Annotated in this window: 27 protein-coding genes; 17 read left to right on the forward strand and 10 right to left on the reverse strand. The window is 40.6% G+C overall.

Going from position 1 to position 22,704, the window contains the following annotated elements:
• Window positions 1-81: 81 nt before the first annotated feature.
• Window positions 82-2,412, forward strand: a complete 2,331-nt coding sequence (locus AN213_RS13880; protein ID WP_055198893.1) for a S9 family peptidase — start codon at window positions 82-84, stop codon at window positions 2,410-2,412.
• Between the two features lie 158 nt (window positions 2,413-2,570).
• On the opposite strand, the gene AN213_RS13885 is transcribed toward AN213_RS13880, so the two are convergent.
• Window positions 2,571-3,647 (reverse strand): sel1 repeat family protein, encoded by a 1,077-nt coding sequence (locus AN213_RS13885; RefSeq protein ID WP_055198894.1) that lies wholly within the window; start codon window positions 3,645-3,647, stop codon window positions 2,571-2,573.
• A gap of 215 nt (window positions 3,648-3,862) precedes the next feature.
• Window positions 3,863-4,873, reverse strand: coding sequence for a S9 family peptidase (locus AN213_RS13890; protein ID WP_055198895.1), 1,011 nt, complete (start codon window positions 4,871-4,873; stop codon window positions 3,863-3,865).
• A 133-nt stretch (window positions 4,874-5,006) separates the two neighbouring features.
• Between AN213_RS13890 and AN213_RS13895 the strand changes: the two genes are divergently transcribed.
• Window positions 5,007-5,513, forward strand: coding sequence for a hypothetical protein (locus AN213_RS13895; RefSeq protein ID WP_055198896.1), 507 nt, complete (start codon window positions 5,007-5,009; stop codon window positions 5,511-5,513).
• Window positions 5,514-5,592: 79 nt separating this feature from the next.
• On the opposite strand, the gene AN213_RS13900 is transcribed toward AN213_RS13895, so the two are convergent.
• Window positions 5,593-6,051, reverse strand: a complete 459-nt coding sequence (locus AN213_RS13900) for a GyrI-like domain-containing protein (RefSeq protein WP_055198897.1) — start codon at window positions 6,049-6,051, stop codon at window positions 5,593-5,595.
• A gap of 192 nt (window positions 6,052-6,243) precedes the next feature.
• Between AN213_RS13900 and AN213_RS13905 the strand changes: the two genes are divergently transcribed.
• From AN213_RS13905 to AN213_RS13930, 6 genes are all read left to right on the forward strand, one after another.
• On the forward strand, window positions 6,244-6,870 hold the full coding sequence (locus AN213_RS13905; protein WP_055198898.1) for a fused MFS/spermidine synthase: 627 nt from the start codon (window positions 6,244-6,246) through the stop codon (window positions 6,868-6,870).
• Window positions 6,855-7,745 (forward strand): spermidine synthase, encoded by an 891-nt coding sequence (locus tag AN213_RS13910; protein WP_055198899.1) that lies wholly within the window; start codon window positions 6,855-6,857, stop codon window positions 7,743-7,745. The genes AN213_RS13905 and AN213_RS13910 overlap by 16 nt, the downstream gene beginning before the upstream one ends.
• Window positions 7,746-7,792: 47 nt before the next feature.
• Window positions 7,793-8,218, forward strand: coding sequence for a TlpA disulfide reductase family protein (locus AN213_RS13915; RefSeq protein ID WP_055198917.1), 426 nt, complete (start codon window positions 7,793-7,795; stop codon window positions 8,216-8,218).
• Between the two features lie 135 nt (window positions 8,219-8,353).
• Complete coding sequence (locus AN213_RS13920; RefSeq protein WP_055198900.1) at window positions 8,354-8,830, forward strand: MarR family winged helix-turn-helix transcriptional regulator; 477 nt, start codon at window positions 8,354-8,356, stop codon at window positions 8,828-8,830.
• A 4-nt stretch (window positions 8,831-8,834) separates the two neighbouring features.
• Complete coding sequence (locus tag AN213_RS13925) at window positions 8,835-9,896, forward strand: HlyD family secretion protein (RefSeq protein WP_055198901.1); 1,062 nt, start codon at window positions 8,835-8,837, stop codon at window positions 9,894-9,896.
• Between the two features lie 13 nt (window positions 9,897-9,909).
• Window positions 9,910-10,944 carry a DUF2955 domain-containing protein gene (locus AN213_RS13930; protein WP_055198902.1) on the forward strand — a complete coding sequence of 345 codons (1,035 nt, stop codon included), beginning with the start codon at window positions 9,910-9,912 and terminating at the stop codon, window positions 10,942-10,944.
• 15 nt (window positions 10,945-10,959) lie between these two features.
• Here the strand turns inward: AN213_RS13930 and AN213_RS13935 are convergent, their stop codons facing one another.
• Both AN213_RS13935 and arfB read right to left on the reverse strand, forming a co-directional pair.
• Window positions 10,960-11,280, reverse strand: coding sequence for a hypothetical protein (locus AN213_RS13935; RefSeq protein ID WP_054563126.1), 321 nt, complete (start codon window positions 11,278-11,280; stop codon window positions 10,960-10,962).
• 135 nt (window positions 11,281-11,415) lie between these two features.
• Window positions 11,416-11,829, reverse strand: a complete 414-nt coding sequence (gene arfB / locus AN213_RS13940) for an alternative ribosome rescue aminoacyl-tRNA hydrolase ArfB (protein ID WP_055198903.1) — start codon at window positions 11,827-11,829, stop codon at window positions 11,416-11,418.
• A 112-nt stretch (window positions 11,830-11,941) separates the two neighbouring features.
• Between arfB and AN213_RS13945 the strand changes: the two genes are divergently transcribed.
• Window positions 11,942-12,499 carry a hypothetical protein gene (locus tag AN213_RS13945; RefSeq protein WP_054563128.1) on the forward strand — a complete coding sequence of 186 codons (558 nt, stop codon included), beginning with the start codon at window positions 11,942-11,944 and terminating at the stop codon, window positions 12,497-12,499.
• Window positions 12,500-12,547: 48 nt separating this feature from the next.
• Here the strand turns inward: AN213_RS13945 and AN213_RS13950 are convergent, their stop codons facing one another.
• Genes AN213_RS13950 through AN213_RS13965 form a run of 4 tightly spaced genes read right to left on the reverse strand, consistent with a single transcriptional unit; the run spans window position 12,548 to window position 14,951 of the window.
• The gene (locus AN213_RS13950; protein WP_055198904.1) at window positions 12,548-13,282 is read right to left on the reverse strand and encodes a phytanoyl-CoA dioxygenase family protein; all 735 of its coding nucleotides are present in this window, start codon (window positions 13,280-13,282) and stop codon (window positions 12,548-12,550) included.
• Between the two features lie 3 nt (window positions 13,283-13,285).
• Window positions 13,286-13,867 (reverse strand): uracil-DNA glycosylase family protein, encoded by a 582-nt coding sequence (locus tag AN213_RS13955; protein WP_054563130.1) that lies wholly within the window; start codon window positions 13,865-13,867, stop codon window positions 13,286-13,288.
• 19 nt (window positions 13,868-13,886) lie between these two features.
• Complete coding sequence (locus AN213_RS13960) at window positions 13,887-14,249, reverse strand: VOC family protein (RefSeq protein WP_054563131.1); 363 nt, start codon at window positions 14,247-14,249, stop codon at window positions 13,887-13,889.
• Window positions 14,250-14,258: 9 nt separating this feature from the next.
• Window positions 14,259-14,951: an aspartate/glutamate racemase family protein gene (locus tag AN213_RS13965; RefSeq protein WP_055198905.1), complete on the reverse strand. Its 693-nt coding sequence runs from the start codon at window positions 14,949-14,951 to the stop codon at window positions 14,259-14,261.
• Window positions 14,952-15,152: 201 nt separating this feature from the next.
• Here AN213_RS13965 and AN213_RS13970 point away from each other — a divergent pair, with 201 nt between their 5' ends.
• Genes AN213_RS13970 through AN213_RS13980 form a run of 3 tightly spaced genes read left to right on the forward strand, consistent with a single transcriptional unit; the run spans window position 15,153 to window position 17,427 of the window.
• A complete protein-coding gene (locus AN213_RS13970) occupies window positions 15,153-15,497 on the forward strand; it encodes a hypothetical protein (RefSeq protein ID WP_206769705.1) in 345 nt (114 codons plus the stop codon).
• Entirely contained in the window at window positions 15,494-17,095 is a 1,602-nt protein-coding gene (locus tag AN213_RS13975) for a PepSY domain-containing protein (protein ID WP_055198906.1), read from the forward strand. Before AN213_RS13970 ends, AN213_RS13975 begins: the two co-directional genes overlap by 4 nt.
• On the forward strand, window positions 17,092-17,427 hold the full coding sequence (locus AN213_RS13980; RefSeq protein ID WP_055198907.1) for a DUF3325 family protein: 336 nt from the start codon (window positions 17,092-17,094) through the stop codon (window positions 17,425-17,427). Before AN213_RS13975 ends, AN213_RS13980 begins: the two co-directional genes overlap by 4 nt.
• Before the next feature lie 209 nt (window positions 17,428-17,636).
• Here the strand turns inward: AN213_RS13980 and AN213_RS13985 are convergent, their stop codons facing one another.
• Window positions 17,637-18,170: a lipocalin family protein gene (locus AN213_RS13985; RefSeq protein ID WP_055198908.1), complete on the reverse strand. Its 534-nt coding sequence runs from the start codon at window positions 18,168-18,170 to the stop codon at window positions 17,637-17,639.
• Between the two features lie 105 nt (window positions 18,171-18,275).
• Here AN213_RS13985 and AN213_RS13990 point away from each other — a divergent pair, with 105 nt between their 5' ends.
• From AN213_RS13990 to ggt, 5 genes are all read left to right on the forward strand, one after another.
• A complete protein-coding gene (locus tag AN213_RS13990) occupies window positions 18,276-18,725 on the forward strand; it encodes a YaiI/YqxD family protein (protein ID WP_054563136.1) in 450 nt (149 codons plus the stop codon).
• A complete protein-coding gene (locus AN213_RS13995) occupies window positions 18,722-19,264 on the forward strand; it encodes a DUF6942 family protein (protein WP_055198909.1) in 543 nt (180 codons plus the stop codon). Before AN213_RS13990 ends, AN213_RS13995 begins: the two co-directional genes overlap by 4 nt.
• 70 nt (window positions 19,265-19,334) lie before the next feature.
• On the forward strand, window positions 19,335-19,703 hold the full coding sequence (locus tag AN213_RS14000; RefSeq protein ID WP_055198910.1) for a response regulator: 369 nt from the start codon (window positions 19,335-19,337) through the stop codon (window positions 19,701-19,703).
• A gap of 25 nt (window positions 19,704-19,728) precedes the next feature.
• Entirely contained in the window at window positions 19,729-20,541 is an 813-nt protein-coding gene (locus AN213_RS14005; protein ID WP_150114722.1) for an ABC transporter substrate-binding protein, read from the forward strand.
• 142 nt (window positions 20,542-20,683) lie between these two features.
• Window positions 20,684-22,381 (forward strand): gamma-glutamyltransferase, encoded by a 1,698-nt coding sequence (gene ggt, locus AN213_RS14010; RefSeq protein WP_082422963.1) that lies wholly within the window; start codon window positions 20,684-20,686, stop codon window positions 22,379-22,381.
• The last annotated feature ends 323 nt before the right edge of the window (window positions 22,382-22,704 follow it).

Raw genomic sequence — 22,704 nt, forward strand, 5'->3', positions numbered from 1 at the left:
CCCCCAGATAACACGATAAAGGCTCAGATTTTATTCATCTAATTTGGTACGCTAGGTAAGTTAAAACCTAGGAACAACAAAATGAACTTAATAAAAACATCAACCCTTGCGTTTGCTGTGGTTGCGGGTTTAGGTTTGCAGGCATGCTCAACTACAGAGCAAGCTAGCACCCCATCAGCAACAGTGAACGCAACGGCTAACCCGCTCTCGCTTGAACAAATTTATAAAGAAAAAGACTTTAAAGCTGAGCGTAGCACCTATTTTACGTGGCTCGATGATGGTACTGGCTACACAGTACTTGAAGAGCGCGAAAGCGATAAAAATACTCAAGACGACAAAGCTAAAGACGATGAGCACGGCGTAAAAGGCAATGATATTGTGTTTTATAACGCCGATGGGACGGGTCGTAAGATACTTGTTAGTTACGAAAAATTAATTCCCAAAGGTGATAAAGAGCCACTCACCGTTGAAAGCTATCAATGGTCTAAAGATGGTAAATGGCTGATGGTTTTTACCAATGGCGAGCAAGTGTGGCGCTCACGTAGCCGTGGTGATTTTTGGCTTTTAAACCTCGAAACTGATTCGCTATATCAGTTAGGTGGCGAAAACATCGAAGCGAAAAAGCTGATGTTTGCGAAGTTCTCACCTGATAGCTCAAAAGTAGCTTACGTGCGTGATAACAATATCTACATGGAAAAAGTGGGTAGCAAGGCTGTGACTGCCTTAACCACTGATGGTAACGACACCATTGTTAATGGTAATTTTGACTGGGTATACGAAGAAGAATTTACTATTCGTGATGGTTTCCGCTGGAGTCCAGACAACAAATCAATTGCCTATTGGCAGCTTGATACCAGTGGCGTGAAATACTTCACCATGATCAATAACACCGATGATCTCTACCCTACCCTTAAAGAATTCCCGTATCCAAAAGCCGGCGAGATGAACTCAGCGGTTAAAGTGGGAGTGGTTAGTCTTAATGACAAGAAAACCCGTTGGGCTGAACTAGGTGGTGATAATCGCGATCGTTATATTCCACGTATTAGCTGGGCAGGCACTGGTGAATCTTTGATGATCCAAGATCTTAACCGTCCGCAAAGCCACAACAAGGTTTGGTTATTCGACTGGCAAAAACAGCAACTGACTAAAATTCTTGAAGATAAAGACGATGCCTTTATTGAGTGGTTTTATAAAGCAAACTGGTCAAAAGACGGTAAGTTCTTTATTTGGCACAGTGAGCGTGATGGCTGGCGTCATTTGTACCGTGTATCTCGCGATGGCAAAACGGTTGTTGATTTAACACCGGGCGAGTACGACATCATTGATATGTTAGCGCTCAACGAAGATAAAAACGTTATGTACTTTACTGCATCACCGGATGATCCTGGTCAGCGTTATTTATTCCGTACCTCGCTTGATGGCAGCTCTAAACCGATGCGCGTAACGCCTGAGTCATTCGATGGTTCAAACAGCTACTACATGTCTAAAGATACCTCTTGGGCAATGCATACTTTCTCTAAATTTGGCACCCCACCAATGAAAGAGATCATTAAAGTAAGCGATCACAGTAATGTGAAAACCATAGTTGAGAACAAAGCATTAAAAGAGAAATTAGCGACTGAGCAATTACCGACTCACGAGTTCTTTACGGTTAATGCGCGCGATGGTGTTGAGCTTGATGGCTACATCATGTTCCCAGCGAATATAGACAAAAGTAAAAAATACCCAATCGTTTTCTATGTTTACGGTGAGCCGTGGGGCTCAACAGTACAAGATCGCTGGGAAGGTAACAGTTACTTATACAAGTCGTATCTAACTCAGCAAGGCTTTATTGTTGCTTCAGTAGATAACCGCGGCACGCGCGCACCAAAAGGCAGAGATTGGCGTAAATCTATCTATAAAAGAATAGGCTCTATTACCGTGCGTGACCAAGTTGACGCCCTTGATGCGATGGCAAAACGTTGGGATGTCATTGATACCGACCGTGTTGGTGTATGGGGTCACTCAGGTGGTGGTAGTTCAACGCTTAATTTGTTATTCCGCCATGGTGATAAATATAAAGTTGGGATTGCCTCTGCCCCTGTGCCAGATATTCGCTTGTACGATACTATCTACCAAGAGCGCTATGCAGGTAACCCAAATACCGATCCTGAAAGTTACGACAACACGTCTCCGATCACCTTTGCAAAAGACCTGCAAGGTAAGTTGCTACTGATCCACGGTACCGGAGATGATAACGTACACTACCAAGGTTCAGAGCGTTTAATTAACGAATTAGTTAAGCACAATAAACAGTTCGAGTTTTTCTCTTACCCGAACCGTTCTCACAGCCTACGAGAAGGTAAAGGCACTACCCTGCACTATCACACTATGATGGCTAACTTCTTCGAAAAGCATTTACTTAACAAGTAAATATGCTTTATTAAAAAAACCGCAGCTTAGACGTTAAGCTGCGGTTTTTTATGCAAACTGTAAACCCCCGTTACACGAAAAAATTACGAGGGTTATGTATAAATTTGATAAGGAAAAAGTTTTGTCTATTGTAATTCTATAGTGACATGGTCTCTCTTTTAATCTGCCATACTTTGTTGGTGTAGGCGGTTGATGGTATATTTTTCTGCAGCACATTGTTCAGGGTCTAAATTTGATACGTAGTTTAAAATCTGACTCAATGCTGTGCTATCTCTTCGTACTTTTAACGCAAATTCCTCTGCGCCAATACAGCGTCTATTGTCATCATACATAATATCTAACGCTGGCTGTAATTCTTCAATCGTTTTAGCCTTACTAAAAAGAGATAAATACTTTTCTCGACCATTATTAACTATATTTTTTGAATCTAGTTTTATTTTTGCTATTTTATCGAGCCATTTATCATCAAAACCAAGTAAAACATAGTTAAGCAAATATTCACTGTCTTCATCACAGACACCTGGTTTATCCGTATGAGTTGCTAATTTTGCTCTCAGTTCTGAAGCTGTATCTAGCCAAAAAGATGTTGATTTATGAGTCTCTATGCCTATTGTATTAAGGATTGCTAATCGGCGTGCTGAAAACAGTCCTGCACACATCCAACGTATACCGGTATTTATTGTTTTGGAATGCCAATAGACTGCTTTATCAAGATCTTGCTCCACAACAAATTCACCACTTTCGTAGCTAGATGCTAATATATTCATGCACCCAGCATGACCTGATTCCCCACACGTTGACCAATAACGATAAGCTAAGTTGTAATTATCTAATTGATGAGCTGAAATTTGTCCCGCAGTATATTCTAGGTCACCTAAGTATGAATCAGTTACTTCTTTTAAGTCATCTAAGTTATCAAGTAGCTTTTGTACTTGAGAAAGATCGATAGGGAGATTATTAAACTTGTACTTTCTATTAATAGCTTCGGCGGCATTTAACTGAGCGCGTAGTATGATTGCAAAATCTTTAGGAGAAAATGTCATCTCTCGAGAGCCTGACTCAAGAATATCAATGTTATTTTGTAGGCGTTTTTCATCGATCTCTGTGATAGATTTTTGAGAATTTAAATAATTGAAAGTATCATTAATTGCTACATTCACATCCTCAATAGTTACCGCAATGACTGAGCTTGTAAAAATACTGCAGCATAATGCAAAAAGCCATTTCCTTGTCATTTTTAATTTCCTTAGTAGGGACTCATTTATTGTTTTAACTTGTTGATAGATAATATGCAATTGCCTTTAAAGCCTTATTTGATAGTATTAAATAATACTCACCCTAACACCTTGTTTGATAATAATCTTATCAAGATAAAATTTTTTCAAGATTTCACCTTTTGATTCATGATGGCTTTAAAACTTTGTTAGCTAGAGGCTTTAACCCTTTAAACTTACAAATAGGTGTTAAACCAATTAACTAGCTCTGATTCAAGTTGTTCTTTATGGTTCATTAAAAAGTGGTTATCACCTTCATACACCACAAGTTTATGGGGGATATGATACTTATCTAGCGCTTTGGCAAATTGAACAGAGTTTTCGACCGATACTCGTTTATCGTCACTGCCATGAATAAGTAGAATGGGCACTTTAGGCGATAGCTTATCAACCCAGTTCATCACAGAGCGTGCTTCAAGCTCTGCTTGTTTGTTCTCTTTATAATTGGGGATACGACGCACATACACGTGTTTTTCCATGTTAGGTCTAAACGTAAGCTCTTTGACTAAATCGGTCGCCCCCGCAATGGTTGCAATGGCTTTAACCTTGTTTGTGTGTTGCATCGCAAGGTGGGTTTGCATGCCGCCTCTACTTACTCCTAACATACCAATACGGTTTTCATCTGCACTTGCTATGTGCGGAATAAAATCAATAAGCGCAAGTACGTCGTTAACATCTCTGCCACCAAACTCATCTAAATCATCATTTTTAGCTGATGTACCGCGGTATTGGCTGCCGATAACCACAAAACCTTGCTCTGCTAAAGGAAATAAATTGCGCATCATTGCAGCAAAATAAACACTGCCAAAATTACCGTTACCGCCGCGGTTATAAATTAACACAGGTAGCTTATTCTTGATGACTTTAGGTTTGATGATATAACCAAGCACCTCAACATCATCGACCTGATATTTAAAATTATGGCAGGTTAAATTTGTTTTAAAGTTATCGAACATATCTTGTGGAAAGGTTTCTTCAAAGGCTTTAATACGCTTTAAGTATGCCTCTTCGTTTTTAGCTTTGCGTTTATTCTTTTGCGCAATAAATTGGTGCCACGAATCATAGTCAGCAAAGATGCCTGTGAAGCAGTCTGTTTCTTTTGTGACGTGTTCATCATCGATAATTTTCGCTGCGCTGGTAGAAAAAACAGCGAGAAATAGGCTGGCAAAGAGTAGTAATTTATACACAACAACATCCTTATTGGTGACTAAAAGTTACTAAACCACAGTAACTTAAATGATGGTTATTTGTATATAACTACTTTTTTACGTATCAAAACTTTTATATTATGAAAGTTAACTTATTGAATTGGAAGTCATAATGAGCAATAAACCGCCGCATATATTAGAGTTTCTGCCTAAGCGTTACACCTTGTGGGGGTTATTATGCTTATCCTTGGTATTCGCTATATTTGTAATTATATGGTCTCGAGCTCCTGAATACCGGCCTTTGGTACAAGATATGCGCTTAGTCAATGCCGTCAAGATAGTTGATGTACTGGACGTTGAAGAGATCCCTTACAAGGCTGATATTAAAAATCATATTTTGTACGTTGATGTTCTTCATTCAGACCAAGCAAGGCTAGCACTTGCTAAAGTAGGTTTCGTCTTTGATTATCCAAATAAAGATACATTTAGTTCAACACCGCAAGCATGTGCCTTACTTGAATCACAAGAAGCAAAGGAAAATAGGCCTATTCATCAAACTGAATGGTTTCTCCGATTAGTTCGCATAATAACGGCCGCGATAGTACTCATTACTTTAATCTTGGTTGTTGTACGACCCATTTTAAAGAATCTTATTCTTGAAGATAACAACAAAGATTAATATACCTTTTAGCAAAGAAAAAGCCGCAATAAGCGGCTTTATCTGTAATGGGGCTTTACACTAAAAATAGGGTTTGGCGTTATTCAACTGAAATGAATACTTCAACTTCTTCACTGCTTTTATAAAACTCATAGTCAGTTTTATATGCTCGAATATGCGGGCATTGTTCATTACTAAAGTACTGCCAAACTTGGCCCCAAACATCGATAACGGTTTGTGGCATTGCACCTTTGCCGCTAAAGCGAAGATAGTTACCTGTAGCGAGTGTAGTTTTTTCTACCTCTGATGACGTGACTTGCATGTCAGTACACGCAAATACATCAAACTCTCCTGTGACATCAGATTCATAATGAGTATACACGCCATAAACTTGGCTAGATGGCGTTAAATTTGGCGCTATGTCTGTGTAAAATTGCTGCCATAAGCCAGCGATTTTGGCACCTTCCCCACTCATTTCTTTCATATTGCTGGTGCGAACTTTGAGGCCAAATAAAGTTGTTGGGTTGTCGATATTGATCTTCGTTACTTGCTGATCCATTGCATTTTTCCTTGCTTATTTTGTTCCCAGTAAAATACCAGAGCATGCGTACTTTAACCTAGCCTTTTTAATTATTTATTTTAAAAAAACTATATTTTGTCAACGGCCTTTACAGCTTAAAAAACAGTCATGGCATCCTTATCTGCATCAGGTTAAGATGGGTAAAATAACAACAAAATCAGCGGGTGTTTAATGAATAAAATCAATGCGCTTATCTACTTTTTAGCCTTTAGTAGCGGCTTTTGCATTATGGGAATTGAGCTTTTAGGCGGGCGAATTTTAGCGCCGTACTTTGGTAGCAGTGTGCATATATGGGGCAGTATTATCACTGTATTTATGTTGAGCTTATCTTTCGGCTATTTACTTGGCGGTAAGCTCTCAACCCGCAATCCTTCGTTAACTAAATATGGTCTCATTTTCTTTGTAGCAAGCATTATGGTAGTGCCAATAGTATTGTTTGCTGAGCCAATTATGACCTTTATTTTCACCCATATTGAAGACAGTCGTTACGGCTCGTTGCTGGCATCAACGGCGTTGTTTTTTATCCCTACAACAATACTCGGCATGATCTCACCTTACTCAGTGCGATTATTGGTTACCGATCATGAAAAAAGTGGTCAGGTTGCCGGTGGTTTGTATTTTGTGAGCACCCTAGGAAGCGCCCTTGGCACGATTATTACCTCTTTTTATATGGTGTTAGCGTTTGATGTTAACGACATCATTAAAACCTTTGCTGCGGTATTAGGCGCGCTTGGTTTGCTTGCTATTGCTGTTAGTCAAATAAAAACGAAGGAGCGTACTGTATGTATAGAGTCTTAATGGTTTGTTTGCTCATGACATTGCCTTTTAGCAGCTTAGCCGAAGTAATACATAAAGAGCGCTCGCTTTATCGAAATATTTTAGTGGAGAAGACTGGCGATTTACTGTGTTTAAAATTTAACGAAAAAACCCATAAAAGTACGCAAAGTTGTATGTATAAGAGTGAGCCTAAAAAGCTGGTGTTTAATTACACCAAAATGACGTTTGCAAGCTTACTATTTATTGATAACCCTCAAAATGTACTGATCATAGGTTTAGGGGGAGGTTCACTCTCTAATACCATTCATGAGCTTTACCCTAGCGCTCATATCGAAAATGTCGAAATAGATCCCGCGGTAATAAAAGTTGCCCGTGATTATTTTAGCTTTGTAGAAACTGATAACGTAACGTCTAAGGTGCAAGATGGCCGTATTTTTATTAAACGTGCCGCACTTAAAAAACAAAAGTACGATTGGATTATTCTTGATGCCTTTAACGGCGATTATATCCCTGAGCATCTTCTCACTAAGGAATTTTTTGCGGAAGTAAAAAGTGTTTTAGCTGATGGCGGAATTGTCGCTGCAAATACTTTTTCATCGAGTAAACTGTACCAGCATGAGTCGGCAACTTACTTCGATGTGTTTGGTGACTTTGTTAATGTTGTGACCGATGAAAACTCTAATCGCATTATTTTAGCTGGCTTCGAGACTATGCCTAGCCAGCAACAGTTAGCCGAACGCGTCAACAAACTCGCAAATAAGTTAACCCCTTACGATGTTGATTTGCAGTTACTCAGCGAGCATTTGTTTTATACTAAGGGTAATCAAGATTGGCCAGCGGATACCAAGGTGCTCACTGACCAATATTCACCAGCGAATTTATTAAATTACCAATGATCAAATACGCCTTAATTGCATTTCTTTTAATTACGAGCTCTGCTGCTATGGCAGAGCACCCTTCCCCCCCACCTTTAGCTGCAAGTCAGCAGCAGTTGTCTAAACTATTGAATCAATACAAAGGGCAAGTCGTGTTACTCGATTTCTGGGCGTCTTGGTGCAGCCCGTGTCGACGCTCGTTTCCTTGGTTTATAGCCATGCAGAGCAAGTATCAACAGCAAGGGCTTAAAGTAATTGCTGTAAACATTGATGTTGAGCGCAGTGATGCCGATGTTTTTTTAACTGAGTTTGCAGTGAACTTTAATATTATTTACGACCCAGACGCTGTAATTGGCAAGCAATATCAACTCAAAGGGATGCCGAGCAGCTTTTTAATCGATAAAGAAGGCGTAGTAAGGTTCCAACACACAGGCTTTGTAGCTGATAAATTAGACCTCTATGAAAGCCATATCAAAGAGTTAATTGCTAAATAATGTGATTAGGTAGATAACTTTTGCAGTTGTTCGCTTTTATCGAACACAGCTATCTATTTTATTAATTGCACTAATATTTACTTAGCATGCTAACTACATTAAAATAGTTAGCATGCTAAGTAAATGGAGCGCATCATGTCTTCCACTCCCCCTTTTCACGAAACTCTTGATTTAACATTATGCGGCAGTATGGGCCGTGTGCATCGTTTATGTCGCGATGCTGTCACTTTGGCGGTTGAGCCTTTGGGTCTTACCCAATCTCGCTGGACCGCGATGATGCACCTGTTTCATCTAAACCAAGGTTGTACGCAACAAGAGTTAGCAAATAGCTTAGGCATTGAAATGCCTTCACTAACTCGCACTATTAAGCAGCTTGAGCAGCAAGAGATTATTGCTCGTAAAGCTGATGCTGAAGATAAACGCAGTAAACGTCTGTACTTCACTGAGCAAGGTCTACAATTGTTAGACACATTGCAGGTGATTATTTCCGATGTGAAACAGCATCTTTATGCTGATTTAACCACTGAGCAACTCGATACCATGGCGCATGGTTTAATTCAGATGGAGCAAAACGCCCGTCAGTGTATCCGTCATTATTCAGGAGATAAGTAACGTTATGACACCAGATCAAAAGTTTGCCCGTTACGTAAAAATCTCTTTAGCGGGTTTTATTGTTTTATTTTTATATTTTGTGATTGCCGATTTGTATATGCCTGTCACACCGCAGGCTCGTGTGTATCACCCTGTCGTGCAAGTGACCCCGCAAGTAAGTGGTCGCGTGACTGACGTATTAGTAACCAATAATCAAGCTGTCGAAAAACAGCAAGCCTTGTTTAAGATTAACGATGAGCCTTTTGAGCTTGCCGTGCAACAAGCTGAACTTGCTTATGATGATGCAAAACTACAAAACCAACGTTTAGATAGTAGTGTGAAGGCAATAGAAGCACAGTTAGCGGCTGCTCAAGCTAAGCTACATGAGCAAACGTTGCTGTTTGAACGCGGTGAGTCGCTATTGAAAAAGCGTTCTATTTCAGATCAAGAGTACGAAACAATCAATGCGAACTACCAATCAAGCAAAGCCAATGTGGCTGCAATTGAAGCCCAGCTTAGCGAGGCTAAATTAGCGCGCGGTAAAATTGGGGATGACAATTTAGCGCTTCGTCATGCTCAAAACCAGCTTGAACAAGCCAAATTAAACCTGTCGTACACCACAGTGACAGCCGATACCGACGGTAAAACAGCAAACTTACAGGTAACACCAGGTACCTATGCTAATAAGGGCCAGCCGTTAATGGCGATAGTTGCTAATAAAGCTGATTTAGTGGCTGATTTTCGTGAAAAGTCTTTAGTTCATGTACAAATTGGTAGTACTGCAAAAGTCAGCTTTGATGCGCTACCGGGCAAAGTGTTTACTGGCAAAATTATTAGTTTTGAAGCGGGTGTGAGTGATGGTCAGCTTAATGCTAACGGTTTACTCAGTGCTACTGAAAGCAGCAACCGTTGGGTACGAGATGCACAGCGTCAACGTATCCATATTCAGCTAGATGAACACCAGATGCTGGCAAAATTTCCAAGTGGTGCGCGTGCAACTGTGCAACTACTGCCTGACTCTAGCATCGGTAGCTGGTTTGCGAGCATGCAAATCCGTTTAATCAGTGTTCTGCACTTCATATATTAAGACAGGGTGAGTTATGTCAGTATTGCAACTCGATGGTAATGGCTTACGTCAAGCGCTGCGCATTGCTACGGGCTCAGCATTAGGGTTTTCACTGGCAAAATTGATGAACTGGCCGAATGGCATCTTTTTCACTGTTTACCCTATGCTACTGCTCGGTTTAGTGCCTGTGCTTAACATGCATATTATTCGTCAGTTTTACGCAGGCGCTGTGTTCAGTGCGCTATTCGTATTGGTTGTACAAGGATTGTTTGCACACTTGCCTGTTGTAATGACAATGATGAGCTTTATAGCCTTTGCCTTTTTATTCTATCAAATGAGCCGTGGTGCTAACTTTTTATTTGGTGCCACAACAGTGGTGAGCTTGTCGATTCAATTGCATTTTTCGACCTACACCGGCGGTGGTGTCAGTATTTATCCTCTGATCATTAGTAACGCTGTTGCAGTTGTCGTAACTGTGCTGTTTTCGATGCTAATGCATGGTTTATTCCCTGATGTTGCACCACGCCAAGGTCGGGTAATGCCAGAGAAAGCAAAAGAAAGTGTGCGCCATGAAGTCTTACTTTGTTCAACCGTAGCGACTTTATCATTTGTTGTATTTCAGGTATTTGATTTACAAGATTCTATCTCTGCTCAAGCGGCCTCGGTACTGATATTGTTTTCATTGTGCTGGAAAGCGGCAGGTATGGCTGCATGGCAGCGCGCGATAGGCACCCTAATTGGTTGTAACTTAGCGTTAGTGGCACAGTTATTTTTGTATAACCATACAGATATTTTGATATTTCCTGCGTTAATTCTGTGGATTTTGACCTTTATCTTTAGTCGTTATCACATAATTGGTGGCGGTATTCCGGGTGTTGGCTTTGGTATTGTTACGACATTTGGTATTTTGTTTGGCCAGTCATTAGGACCGGGGCAAGATCTGGTTTACAGCGCGCTCTATCGTTTTTCGTCGGTGTCTGTTGCCATACTATTGAGCTTATGTGCGGTGTACATAATGCATCACATCTTAAATCGCTTTGAAATGACAAGGCATCACACGTTTGATTAAAGATTAAAAAGGGAGTTAATCAGAACTCCCTTTTTTATTGTTATTTGGTTCGAAAATTGTAGGTAGAGACTTAAGTAAATCGTCTTGTTTTTTTACTACACTCTGTACACAGGTTTTTGAGGCGACATCTGCAACCCAAGCGCCCCATTGTGAACTGCCAGGCTCTTCTCCTGGGGTTGCCCACCATCTGGCTTTATAAAGAATTTCGTTATAACAGGTTTCACTACCTTGCGGATACGCGCTTCCGGCTTGCCATGAATCTACAGCAAAACTCGACATAGGCAAAGCTGACAGCGTTATCATTGCAGCGGCAACAATGCGTGATTTCTGGCCCATACCCGGCTCCTTAATTAGCAGTGAAATTGTATTACTATTATAGACGCGGCAGGATTAACCATCAATTAACTTTGTTAACAAGTTACACTTCTTTACAGTTCTGCTTATTTTTGACACGTTCTTCTGATGTGAAAGTTAGAATTTTACATTTTTTCTTAATACTTTTGTTTGCCCTCTTTTTGTTTTAGAGTCCATCCGCTTTCTCTGAGAACTTTTACTTGGTTTTGTTGCTCTTCGTTTCTTTTGTATTTGTGTTGCATTAATGATTAATTCTTTCAGACGATTAAGCGCATCTTCTTTGTTCATTTCTTGCGTGCGATGACTTTGCGACTTTATGACAATAACGCCCTCTTTGGTAATTCGAGAATCATTTAAATTAAGTAAACGTTGTTTGTAAAAGTCAGGTAACTTTGAGCGATTAATATCAAAACGAAGATGAATAGCTGTAGCTACTTTATTGACGTTCTGCCCGCCTGCGCCTTGCGAGCGGATCGCACTAAAGTCGAGTTCCCATTCATCAATTGTGACGGTATTAGAAATAATTAACATCAGGTTCAGTTAGCTATGGTAAAAAAGGTATTGTAACATTTGTAATTGGCTAAACATAATAGCTCGACTATTTGCGCCGGTTGCTAACCATTTTGAAAGAAAGGAGATCACGATGAAAGCACTATTTATTTCTATGAGCCTACTTGCGATGAGTTTTTCTAGCTTCGCAGAAGATATTTCTGAAAATCAGCTACAGCGTTACATTAAAGCCCTTCCTGCAGTCGTTAATTGGTCACAAAGCCAATCTGAGTTAGATACTGTAAACCTTGGTGGTATGCTAGGTAGTTCTGATGGTGTTGACAGTTCGTCAGTTATGGATGCGCTGGGTCACATCAAAAAGCATGAGCTTTATACTGAGTTCGAAGCCCTTACCAAACAATATGGTTTCACACCTGAGCAGTTAGTTACTGTTGGCTCAGAGGTATCAATGGCGTATTTAGAAAACCTTAAAGCGGGTATGTCAGAAGAGAACAAGCAACGTGTAAACCAAGCAATGAGTGGTTTACAAAGCCTTACGGCATCATCATCTGATGCGGGTACTCGCTCAATGGCAGGTGCTTTAGAAGGTGTTAAAGCAAGTACTGCAACAGCAGATGTTAGCGAAAGTAACGTTAACTTAGTTAAGCAGTATATGCCGCAGTTAAAAGAACTGTTCGCAATGTTGCAGTAACAGCACTATCAAATAAAGAAAGCGGCGAGTGAGCCGCTTTTTTTATGCTTACTTGAATACCATAGCGTTTTTTAGATGCTGCTTTTGTTGTGCAGTTGGTAAAAATCCAGTTTGTACAAACTCATTAAGGCTTGGGTGACGTTCAAAGTACAAAATATCTAGGGCAAAACGATTCATACCGTACAAGCCCCGATGGATCATATTTGCCGAAAATATGAGTAAGTCACCTTTTTTGAGTGCCACACTTTTACCGCGAGTCAGTGGGTCACTATTGCGAGCGCCCTGTTGCTCTAATCTAACTGTTAACTCTTCATCAGAATCCCAGTTTTTATGACTACCCGGTATTAGTTCTATTCCCGGTTCATCTTCAAAAGCAACGCGGCAATGTAATACTTCAGGGCCGCTAAGAGCGGCCTTTTGCGCATCAAGCTCTAAGTGATACTGCATATCGCGATGCCAATAATTTGCTTGTTTAGGGTTGTAAGGGTTAAAGAATAGTTGAGTATTCATGAACTGAGGATCAGCAACAATACCCTTAACCTGTTTCAATAGTGTGTTGGCGCTGACAAACTCAAAAAGAGCAAACTTTTCCTCAACACTTAAACATGCAGCACCAGTCAAACCTGAGCTATTAATCCCTCTGGATTGGTAAAAAGATTGGTTTTCTTGCAACCAGTGATAATGAAATTTATTGAGAATTGCCCTTACCTTGCTAAGCTCACTCTCTGTGTAAAGGCCCTTTACATGGTAGTAGCCGTTTTCAGCAAAAAAGTTATTTTCCATTTTTTACCTTGCTAAAATTGCACGTATTTTACTACTAAGCTCAGGCAATACTTGTTGCTCAAACCACGGATTTTTCTTTAGCCAGATATTATTGCGAGGGCTTGGGTGAGGAAGTGGCAAGTAATTTGGCCAATATTCACGCCACGATTTTACTAACTCAGTTAAGGGGAGCTGCTTAGTGTGGGGTAAATGATATGCCTGCGCGTACTTACCTAAGATAATGGTGAGCTCAATATTATTTAGTTGCGCTAAGAGCTTTTCACGCCATGCAATCGCGCACTCTTTTCTTGGCGGTAAATCACCTGATTTTCCTTTGCCCGGGTAACAAAAGCCCATCGGCAAGATAGCAAAATTGCGCTCATCGTAAAACTCATCGCTTGTTACACCAAGCCAAGAACGAAGCCTTTGCCCGCTTGCATCATTAAAAGGTTTGCCACTTTCATGTACTTTAATTCCCGGTGCTTGACCAGCAATTAAAATGCGAGCCTGTGGATTAAACTGAATAACGGGCCGCGCTCCGAGTGGTAAATGAGGTTCGCAGATCACGCATTTACTAACTTGTTCTAATAATGATTGAGTACTCATAAGTTAGTAAAAAGATGATCTATGCTTGCTTTGACCAAACTGCTAACTCATTACCACTTGGCTCTGTGAAGTGAAAACGACAGCCTCCAGGAAAATCAAACAAGGACTTAATAATTGTGCCGCCGTGTTTTTCTACCTGTGCTTGAGTCTCTTTAATATTATTTGAATAAAGCACCAGTAGCGCGCCGCCATTATTGGTTAAGCTAGTTAATGGGGCTTGATAAAAACCGCCATCAAGGCCCGCTGATTCAGCGCTAAAGGCCGTGTATTCAGGGCCATAGTCGGTAAATTGCCACTTAAAAACCTGATGAAAAAATGCCTTTGTTGCGGCTAAATCTTTAGCAGCAAATTCAACATAATTTAAGCTATGGTGGTTCGACATGGTGTGCTCCTAATTTAAACTATTCTCAAGCGCCATAGCGCAATGAAGTGCTGTACTATCAAGTAATGGAACAGATGTATCTGATTGTTGAACTAACAGCGCTATTTCGGTGCAACCAAGAATAATGGCTTCAGCACCTTGCTGAGTTAGATCATCAATAATGGTTAAATACTCAGCTTTAGATTCTGGGCTGATGATGCCTTTACATAGTTCATCATAAATCACACGATGCACTGTTTCACGCCCCTGTGTATCAGGAATTAACACATCTATGGCGAATTTATCAGCTAGGCGTTGCTTGTAAAAGTCTTGTTCCATAGTGAACTGGGTGCCCAACAAAGCCACTTTTTTAAAGTTATGTTGGATCAGGTTTTCACCAACTGCATCTGCAATGTGTAACAAAGGAATTGTAACAGCTGCTTGTACTTGCTCAGCGAGTTTATGCATTGTGTTGGTACAAATTAATAAATAATCAGCGCCAGCGGCTTCAACTTGCTTAGCGGCTTTAATCAGTATCTCGGCCATCTGTGGCCAATCTTGTTGCTGTTGAAGCACAGCTATTTCGGCAAAATCGAGGCTAACGAGTACTATCTTGGCACTATGCAGCCCCCCAAGTTTGTTTTTAACACCTTGATTTAAAAGCTGGTAGTAACTTTGTGTAGACTCCCAACTCATGCCACCGATTAAGCCTATTGTTTTCATTGCAGCTCCCTTTTTATTTACTTAACACCATATGATATTGCACAGAACAAAGCTAGCAGATCATTATTTTACTAACAGATCGATTTAGTTGGTTATGTTTCATTATTTAATACGTGCATGCAAATGATAACTACTATCTTTTCTGTTTGTCGACGATATAATACGGGGTTTTCTTCTCGTGTTATTTTTTAAGGGATTATCATGCATTCTCAATCATTAGATGCAGTGACAACCAATCGCCCTAAAAATACAGCTAAAAAGCGCTCTGTAAGCCTATCTTATCGTGTTGCTGTGTTTTTGCGTTTCGTTGCAGCCATCATTGGTGGTTACGCCTTTACCAGTGTGCTTATTTCATTATTAGCTGTGTTATTACCACTTAATAAACTCGACAGCGTGCTGTTAACCACGACTCTATCGGTATTTTTTTACTGTTGTGTGTTTATTTGGGTGTTTGCAGTTAAGTCTTTAAAGACGGTTTGGATCACTATTTTACTAACAACTGGTGGGCAATTGCTGGCCCTTTCATTGATTAAGGGATGGTTATGAAAGAGAGCTTTTTCCGCTCAATGACTTGGCTTCATACCTGGGTTGGCTTACTGGTATGCTGGTTACTGTTCTTAATCTTTTTTGCTGGCACCATCAGCTTTTTTAAAGATGAAATCACTATTTGGGCCAAGCCTGAAACGCACCATGTTCAGCATCAAGCACAACGGGTTCAGTCTCAAGCCGAGCAAATTAATTATGTGTTTGCTCAATTACAGCAACAGGCACCTAATTCATTATCTTGGCGGATAAACTTACCTGAGCCACGTAACCCTGTTTTAAGCTATGGGTTTGCTGAGCCTAAACAGCTAGGCCAGCGCCGAGCACCTTTCAACTATACACATTTAGACCCTAATACCTTAGAGCAATTACCCGAACCTCGGGATACTAAGGGAGGTAACTTTTTCTACCGCTTGCACTTTGATTTACATTACATAGATGTATTTACTGCACGGATAATTGTTTGTTTAGCCTCATTATTTATGTTGGTAGCGCTTATAACAGGCATCGTGATCCACAAACGTATTTTTAAAGATATGTTTAGCTTTAGAGCAAACAAAGGCAGCCGAAGCTGGCTCGATGCACACAATGTTTCGTCAGTGCTGGCACTGCCATTTCATATCATGATCACCTACACAGGGATTATCACGCTGATATTTATGCTGTTCCCCTACCCTGCCGAGACTGTATATGAAAATGGCTTAAGGCAAATGTTTGATGAGGCATTGCCTATTAATAAACGGGCAAAGCCCAGTGAAGAGCAACGCCCTATGGTGGCAATCAAAGATGTGTTAGATCAGATTTATACTAAGTCACCGAATGCTGACATTAGCTACGTGTTTGTTAGAAATGCCAATACAGCTTCCTCACAAATCGTGGTTTATTTGGCAACCGGCAAAGAGGTTGTAGATAACGGACCACGCTACTTATTTAGTGGTGTAACAGGTGAGCTTGAAGCGAGTTCTGGCGAAGATTGGAGCGCTTCGGCGCAGTTTTATGACTCAATGACGGCATTACATAGTGGTCGTTTAGCCGAGCCGTTACTGCGTTGGTTGTATTTTTTCTGTGGTGTAGCTGGCTGTGCCATGATAGCTACAGGCTGCATCATGTGGGCAAAGCGTTTACGCGAGAGGCTCAAAGCAGAGCAAAAACCAAGCTTTGGGCTTAAGCTCGTTGAGACACTAAATTTAGCCACCCTGATGGGTTTACCAATTGCAACCGCAGCGTTCTTCATTGCTAATAGACTGTTATCTTTAGAGTTAGCTGGGCGTGCCGATAAAGAAATACTCGTGTTTTTCTTAGCTTGGCTGGCGATGTTAGTTGTTGCTGTGTTCGGCCGAGAAAAACATCATTGGCGCTATTGCGCATGGCTTAACGCTGCTGCTTGCTTATTAGTACCTGTGGTAAATGCGCTGACAACAGATGGTAATTGGATCACGTATTTACTAACTCAGCAGTGGGCCTTATTCGGTATTGATAGTGCGTTTATTTGTGCTGGGCTGCTGTTTTTACTACAAAGCAAAAAAATACCTAGCTATAAAACCGCTACAAATAAGACTAAATTAAATAAAAACAGGCTGTTAAAGGAGCAACAAGGATGATGGAGTTACTGCAATTTAGTCTCTGCTTTTTTGGTTTTAATTGTTTTGCACTTGCAAAATTCAATCTCTTTCGTGATGTATTTAAAAAGAAATTAACCGAAAAACAGCGAAGTAGCTTTTTATTCAGCGGCTGGATCAGTATTTTACTAAGTTTGGTTCTTTGCGTGCTGTCAAATGCTGGGTACGGCGCATTGCTATTTTGCGGTTATATGGCTTTAAGTGTACTTATGCTCATGATTTTATACAGTTTTACTGTTTCATGGGTAAAGCATGTCAGTGTATTAACTATGTCTGTTTTGCTGTTGAGTGGCTTTTCGGTGATGATTTTGTAGTGTAGTTAGTAAAAAACTGATCTGATACCAATTTGCAATAATGCTTAATTGAGCAAATAGTAAAAAAATGGGTAGGCAATGCCTACCCAAGCAGGGGATTAAATTGGGGGATCACATGTTGTTTCAAATTAACGACGCTAAGTTTGCCTAGCATCCATTACAGTTGTGTTGCACATTCGTGATAGTTTAAAGACAGTTGTAAAGCCCCTTTACAAGCTCTCATGGTCAACATAAATAAGTTCGTCTGTTTTAAAACCATATTCTTTTGCTGTGTTTATAAAGTCCTGCATTTGCTGTTCAGTAACGTTAGGAGTGCGCGACAAAAACCATAAATACTCTTTGTTATAGCCAGTAATATAAGCGTATTGATAGTCTTGCTTATCTAATTCAAACACTACATATGAGCTATAGAATGGCCCAAAGAATGATACCTCTAAGTGACCAATGTCTTGTTGCTCTGCAAACTTTGCTTTACCTTCAGCTTGCTGCCATTCTTTATCTTCAGCGCTGTAACCTTTATTGATAACTTTTACACTGCCATCAGGGTTAATAGAGTATTCAGCGGTAATGCCTTCAAGGCCGCGTTCAAATGAATGATCTAAACGTGCAATTTCGTACCAAGTCCCTGTGTATTTGTTTAACTCAAAATTATCGACAGGTTTGATGTTGTCTGGCACGCCTGTACACGCAGATAAAATGGCTGTGATGCATAAAACCCCGATTAACTTTAATGATGTTTGCACGTTTTTACTCCCTCTAAAAAATTAAACAAATTAATACGTTAATAGCACTAATTTAGTTCAATTACGGTAAACTATTAATGTCTAAAATTAAAGATTGAGAACAGCATGAAGATTTGGGTTGATGCAGACGCCTGCCCCGTCGTTATTAAAGAAATATTATTTCGTGCCGCAGAGCGCACGCAAACCTTTACCACATTAGTGGCGAACCATGCGATGCGAGTACCCCCTTCAAAGTATATTAGCCGTTTACAGGTATCTTCTGGTTTTGATATTGCCGACAACGAAATCGTTAAACGTATCGAGCCAAATGATTTGGTGATCACCGGTGATATTCCTTTAGCAGCTGAAGTTATCGAAAAAGGCGCACAAGCGCTTAATCCGCGCGGTGAGTTATATACGACCGAAAATATTCGCTCACGTTTAAACGTTCGTGATTTTATGGAAACAATGCGCTCAAGTGGCGTTGAAATGGCCGGTGGCCCTCCGCCGTTAAGCCAAGCTGACCGCCAAAACTTTGCAAATAACTTAGACAGAATCCTCGCTAAAAAGTCATGAGTATCGATAATAGTGGGCCACTGCAAGGTTTTGGTGATGAGGCGTTTAAAGTCGCTGTTTATTTAGAAAAGCGCCCGCCGATGCCTGCTTGGCAACAACTTGACCATTTACATGCAATGCAGCCCGGCCAAATAAACGAAATAAACCAAGCATGTGGCAATGGTTGGCGCAAAGTTTTTAATGTGTATGGCAAAGTACTTTTTGCACTACCAAGTGAATATTATGATTTTGCTAAAAGAGCACCTGATTGGCAGAGCTTTCGCGATGGACAACTACTGCAAGTACATAGCCAAACTGCATTACTGTTTAGCCCACCGATATTAGGCAAACCAGAGCAATTACATATAATTGCAGGGCGAACCCATGCTAAGCAGCTTATAAATGACGGGTTTTTGGATTGCCAATTAATATGGCTTGATGATGAATTTGCTATTAGTAAATCAGATAAAGTGATTGTTTGCCCATATTTTGATTACCGCCAGTTGAGCAACATTAAAATTGCACGACTTAGCCAGCTAGTTGCAGATATTTTTTCTTAGTTTCTGGTTTATTGCGTTATTGAGTTAGCAAACTAAGCTTTAAATACTGTAAAACTTAATAGTAATATAGATGAAAATACTGGTCGTTGACGATATGCCACTTATGCGCCATGTGTTGATAAACATGTTGCGTAGGCTTGAATATAAGGATATAACGGAGGCGACTGATGGTGCTCAAGCGTTTGATTTACTCGAAAAACACAGCTTTGATCTGGTGATTACTGATTTGCATATGCCGAAAATGGATGGCAAATGTTTGCTTAATCATATTCGCGAAAACCCAGTCCTAAGTGATTTACCTGTATTGATGGTAACCTGCGAAGACAGTAAACAAACAGTAAGCGAGATGATTACAGCAAAAGTGAACGGTTTTATCATTAAGCCTTTTTGTTTAAATACACTGCAAAAGCAGTTAAGTCGAATTGTTAAACCAGAATAACCTGCAACAACTGGAGTTAAGAGCGATGTTTAAGCATTTAACAATAGTGAGTTTATTCACTGCCAGCACTGCCATGGCGAGTGCTGAACAATTGACTTTATACACCGAAGTATTCCCTCCCTATAACTTTGTGCAGCACAATCAACTCACCGGTATTAACACCAAAATCATGGAATCTTTGTGTGAAAGAGCCAAGTTGAGCTGTACGTTTAGTGTATTGCCTTGGAAGCGCGCAATGTCACTAACACTCGCCCAACCCAATGCTGGAATTTATTCTACTTCACGCACCGCAAAGCGAGAAACTCAATTTTACTGGGTTGGTCCTTTGGTATCTGGGCATTCATGTTTATACCGTTTAAATAACCGTAACGACATTAAAGTGACAAGTACACAGTCGTTGCAAAACTACACCATTGGCGTATCTCGTGGTGATGTTTATCAAACAGTTCTTGCTGATTTTAACCTTGCTGAAGGCCAGCAATTTTTAACTTACTCAAAAAAGTTTGAAGAGCTAAAAATGTTTAAGCAAGGCAAGCATGACTTGCTGATTGGCTCCTCTCTCACTCTTTCATCACAGTTGATGAATGTAGGTATGAGCCCAGACCAAGTCACGCCGGTATTTGAGTTAAAGCATCCTGCCTTAGTGGGTAATTACTTAGCACTTAACAAAAACACATCGCCAGAGGTGGTAACTAAGCTGCAACACGCCCTCGATACCATGAAGGAAGAAAACCTGATTGACTCTCTTGTTGATCAGTTTGTAGCAGAGGATATGCACTCTCACGGCGAAACATTGACAGTTGCACAGCAGTGCTTAAATGGTTCTGCTATTTACTAAATTGGAGTGGTTTTAGGTAAGTTAGCCGCTGTTTTTCTTATTTTTGAAGTCAATCGTGATTTTTCGCGCTAGAACGCAAAGCCATTGCCTCATCTTTAATTGCTTTTTATAGTGATAAAAATAACAAAAAGGGCAAAAAATTATGAAACCAACTCCACTATTTAAAAGCTTAGTGCTAGCAGTATGCCTAGGCGCAACAGGCGCCTCTCAAGCTTACGATCGAATCACAGGCCATAACTTTGCTAGTCGTTCTGAAGTCATCGCACAATCAGGTATGGTTGCAACATCACAGCCGTTGGCTACGCAAGTGGGCTTACAAGTATTAAAAGACGGTGGTAATGCCATTGATGCAGCTATTGCGGCAAATGCAGTGCTTGGTCTGGTTGAACCGACTGGGTGTGGAATTGGTGGCGATTTATTTGCCATTGTTTGGGATAACAAAAGCAAGCAACTTTACGGTTTAAATGCCTCTGGTCGTTCACCACAAAGCTTGTTTTTTGATACTTTAAAAGCACAAGGTGACTACATTCCTGCTTATGGGCCATTGCCTGTGTCGGTACCTGGTGCAGTAGATGGTTGGTTTGAGTTACATAAAAAGTTTGGCAAAACACCAATGAAAGCCTTACTCCAACCAGCTATCGACTATGCTGAAAATGGCTTCCCTGTGTCTGAACTGATTGCTTATTACATGCAAAAAAGTGTGGCTGCACGAGGTAAATACCCAGGCTTTAAAGATGTTTATATGCCTGATGGGGCAATGCCAGAAAAAGGGGAAATCTTTAAGAACCCTGCCCTTGCAAACACCTATCGCAAAATTGCCAAAGGCGGCCGCGATGCCTTTTACAAAGGCGATATTGCTAAAGAAATTGGTCGCTATATGAAAGAAAACGGCGGCTACTTATCGTATGAAGATTTAGCTGCCCACCATAGTGAATGGGTTAAGCCTGTGAGCGCCGATTATAGAGGATATACGCTTTGGGAATTGCCACCAAATGGCCAAGGTATTGCTGCACAGCAAATTCTGAATATTCTTGAAGGTTACGATATCAAAGCAATGGGTTTTGATAGCCCTGAATACGTACACACCTTTGTTGAAGCGAAAAAACTCGCGTTTGCAGATCGTGCAAAGTATTACGCCGATCCAGCATTTAACACCATTCCCGTACAAACACTTATTTCGCAGCAATATGCTGACCAAAGACGCAAACTGATAGACCCTAACAAAGCTGCAAAACGTGACCACGCAGGCCCAGTAGAAGGCGATACTATTTATATGACGACCGCCGACAAAGACGGCAACATGGTTTCGCTTATTCAAAGTAATTACCGTGGCATGGGCTCAGGTATGACACCTGCAAAATTAGGTTTTGTATTGCAAAACCGTGGCGAAATGTTCGCCCTTAAAAAAGGCCACATGAACCAATATGAGCCAGGCAAACGACCATTCCATACAATCATTCCTGCGTTTGTTACCAAAGATGGTAAGCCATATATGAGTTATGGCGTAATGGGCGGCGCAACACAGCCACAAATGCACGCTCAAATACTTATCAACATGATTGATTTTGGCATGAACCTGCAAGAAGCTGGTGATGCACCACGTATTCTGCACACAGGTTCATCGCAGCCAACCGGTGAGATCATGGAAGACGGCGGTTTTGTTAGCTTAGAGTCAGGTTTTTCAATGGAAACCCGCCGTGAGTTAATGAAAAAAGGTCACACCTTACAAGACGCCGTTGGCCCATACGGTGGTTATCAAGCAATATTGAAAGACCCGAAAACCGGCGTTTATTACGGCGCATCTGAAACCCGTAAAGACGGACAGGCCGCTGGGTATTAGGTTCTCGGAAGTTAGCGAGTTTCAAGAGTAAAGTTAGCGAGTTAAAAGAGCTGTCAGCTATCAGCCGTCAGCTCTCAGATTCAAAACCATCAGCTAGCGAGTTTTGAGGTAGCAGCGATTTTACATCGCGTAGGTGTGAAACTTATTTCACGCGATAGTTCATGGTTCGGTAACTCCCAACCACATACCCTGCAAATATGATCAGAATCAGCGTAGAGCCATTTTTCTTTCTGAATATATTTAGTACCAATAAAAATTTACAGTTAGCAATGCATTCCGTTATTTGTTAATAATAGATTTATTAAGTATATGAGCGTGATATC

Source organism: Pseudoalteromonas sp. P1-8 (assembly GCF_001399985.1).
Lineage (GTDB): Bacteria > Pseudomonadota > Gammaproteobacteria > Enterobacterales > Alteromonadaceae > Pseudoalteromonas.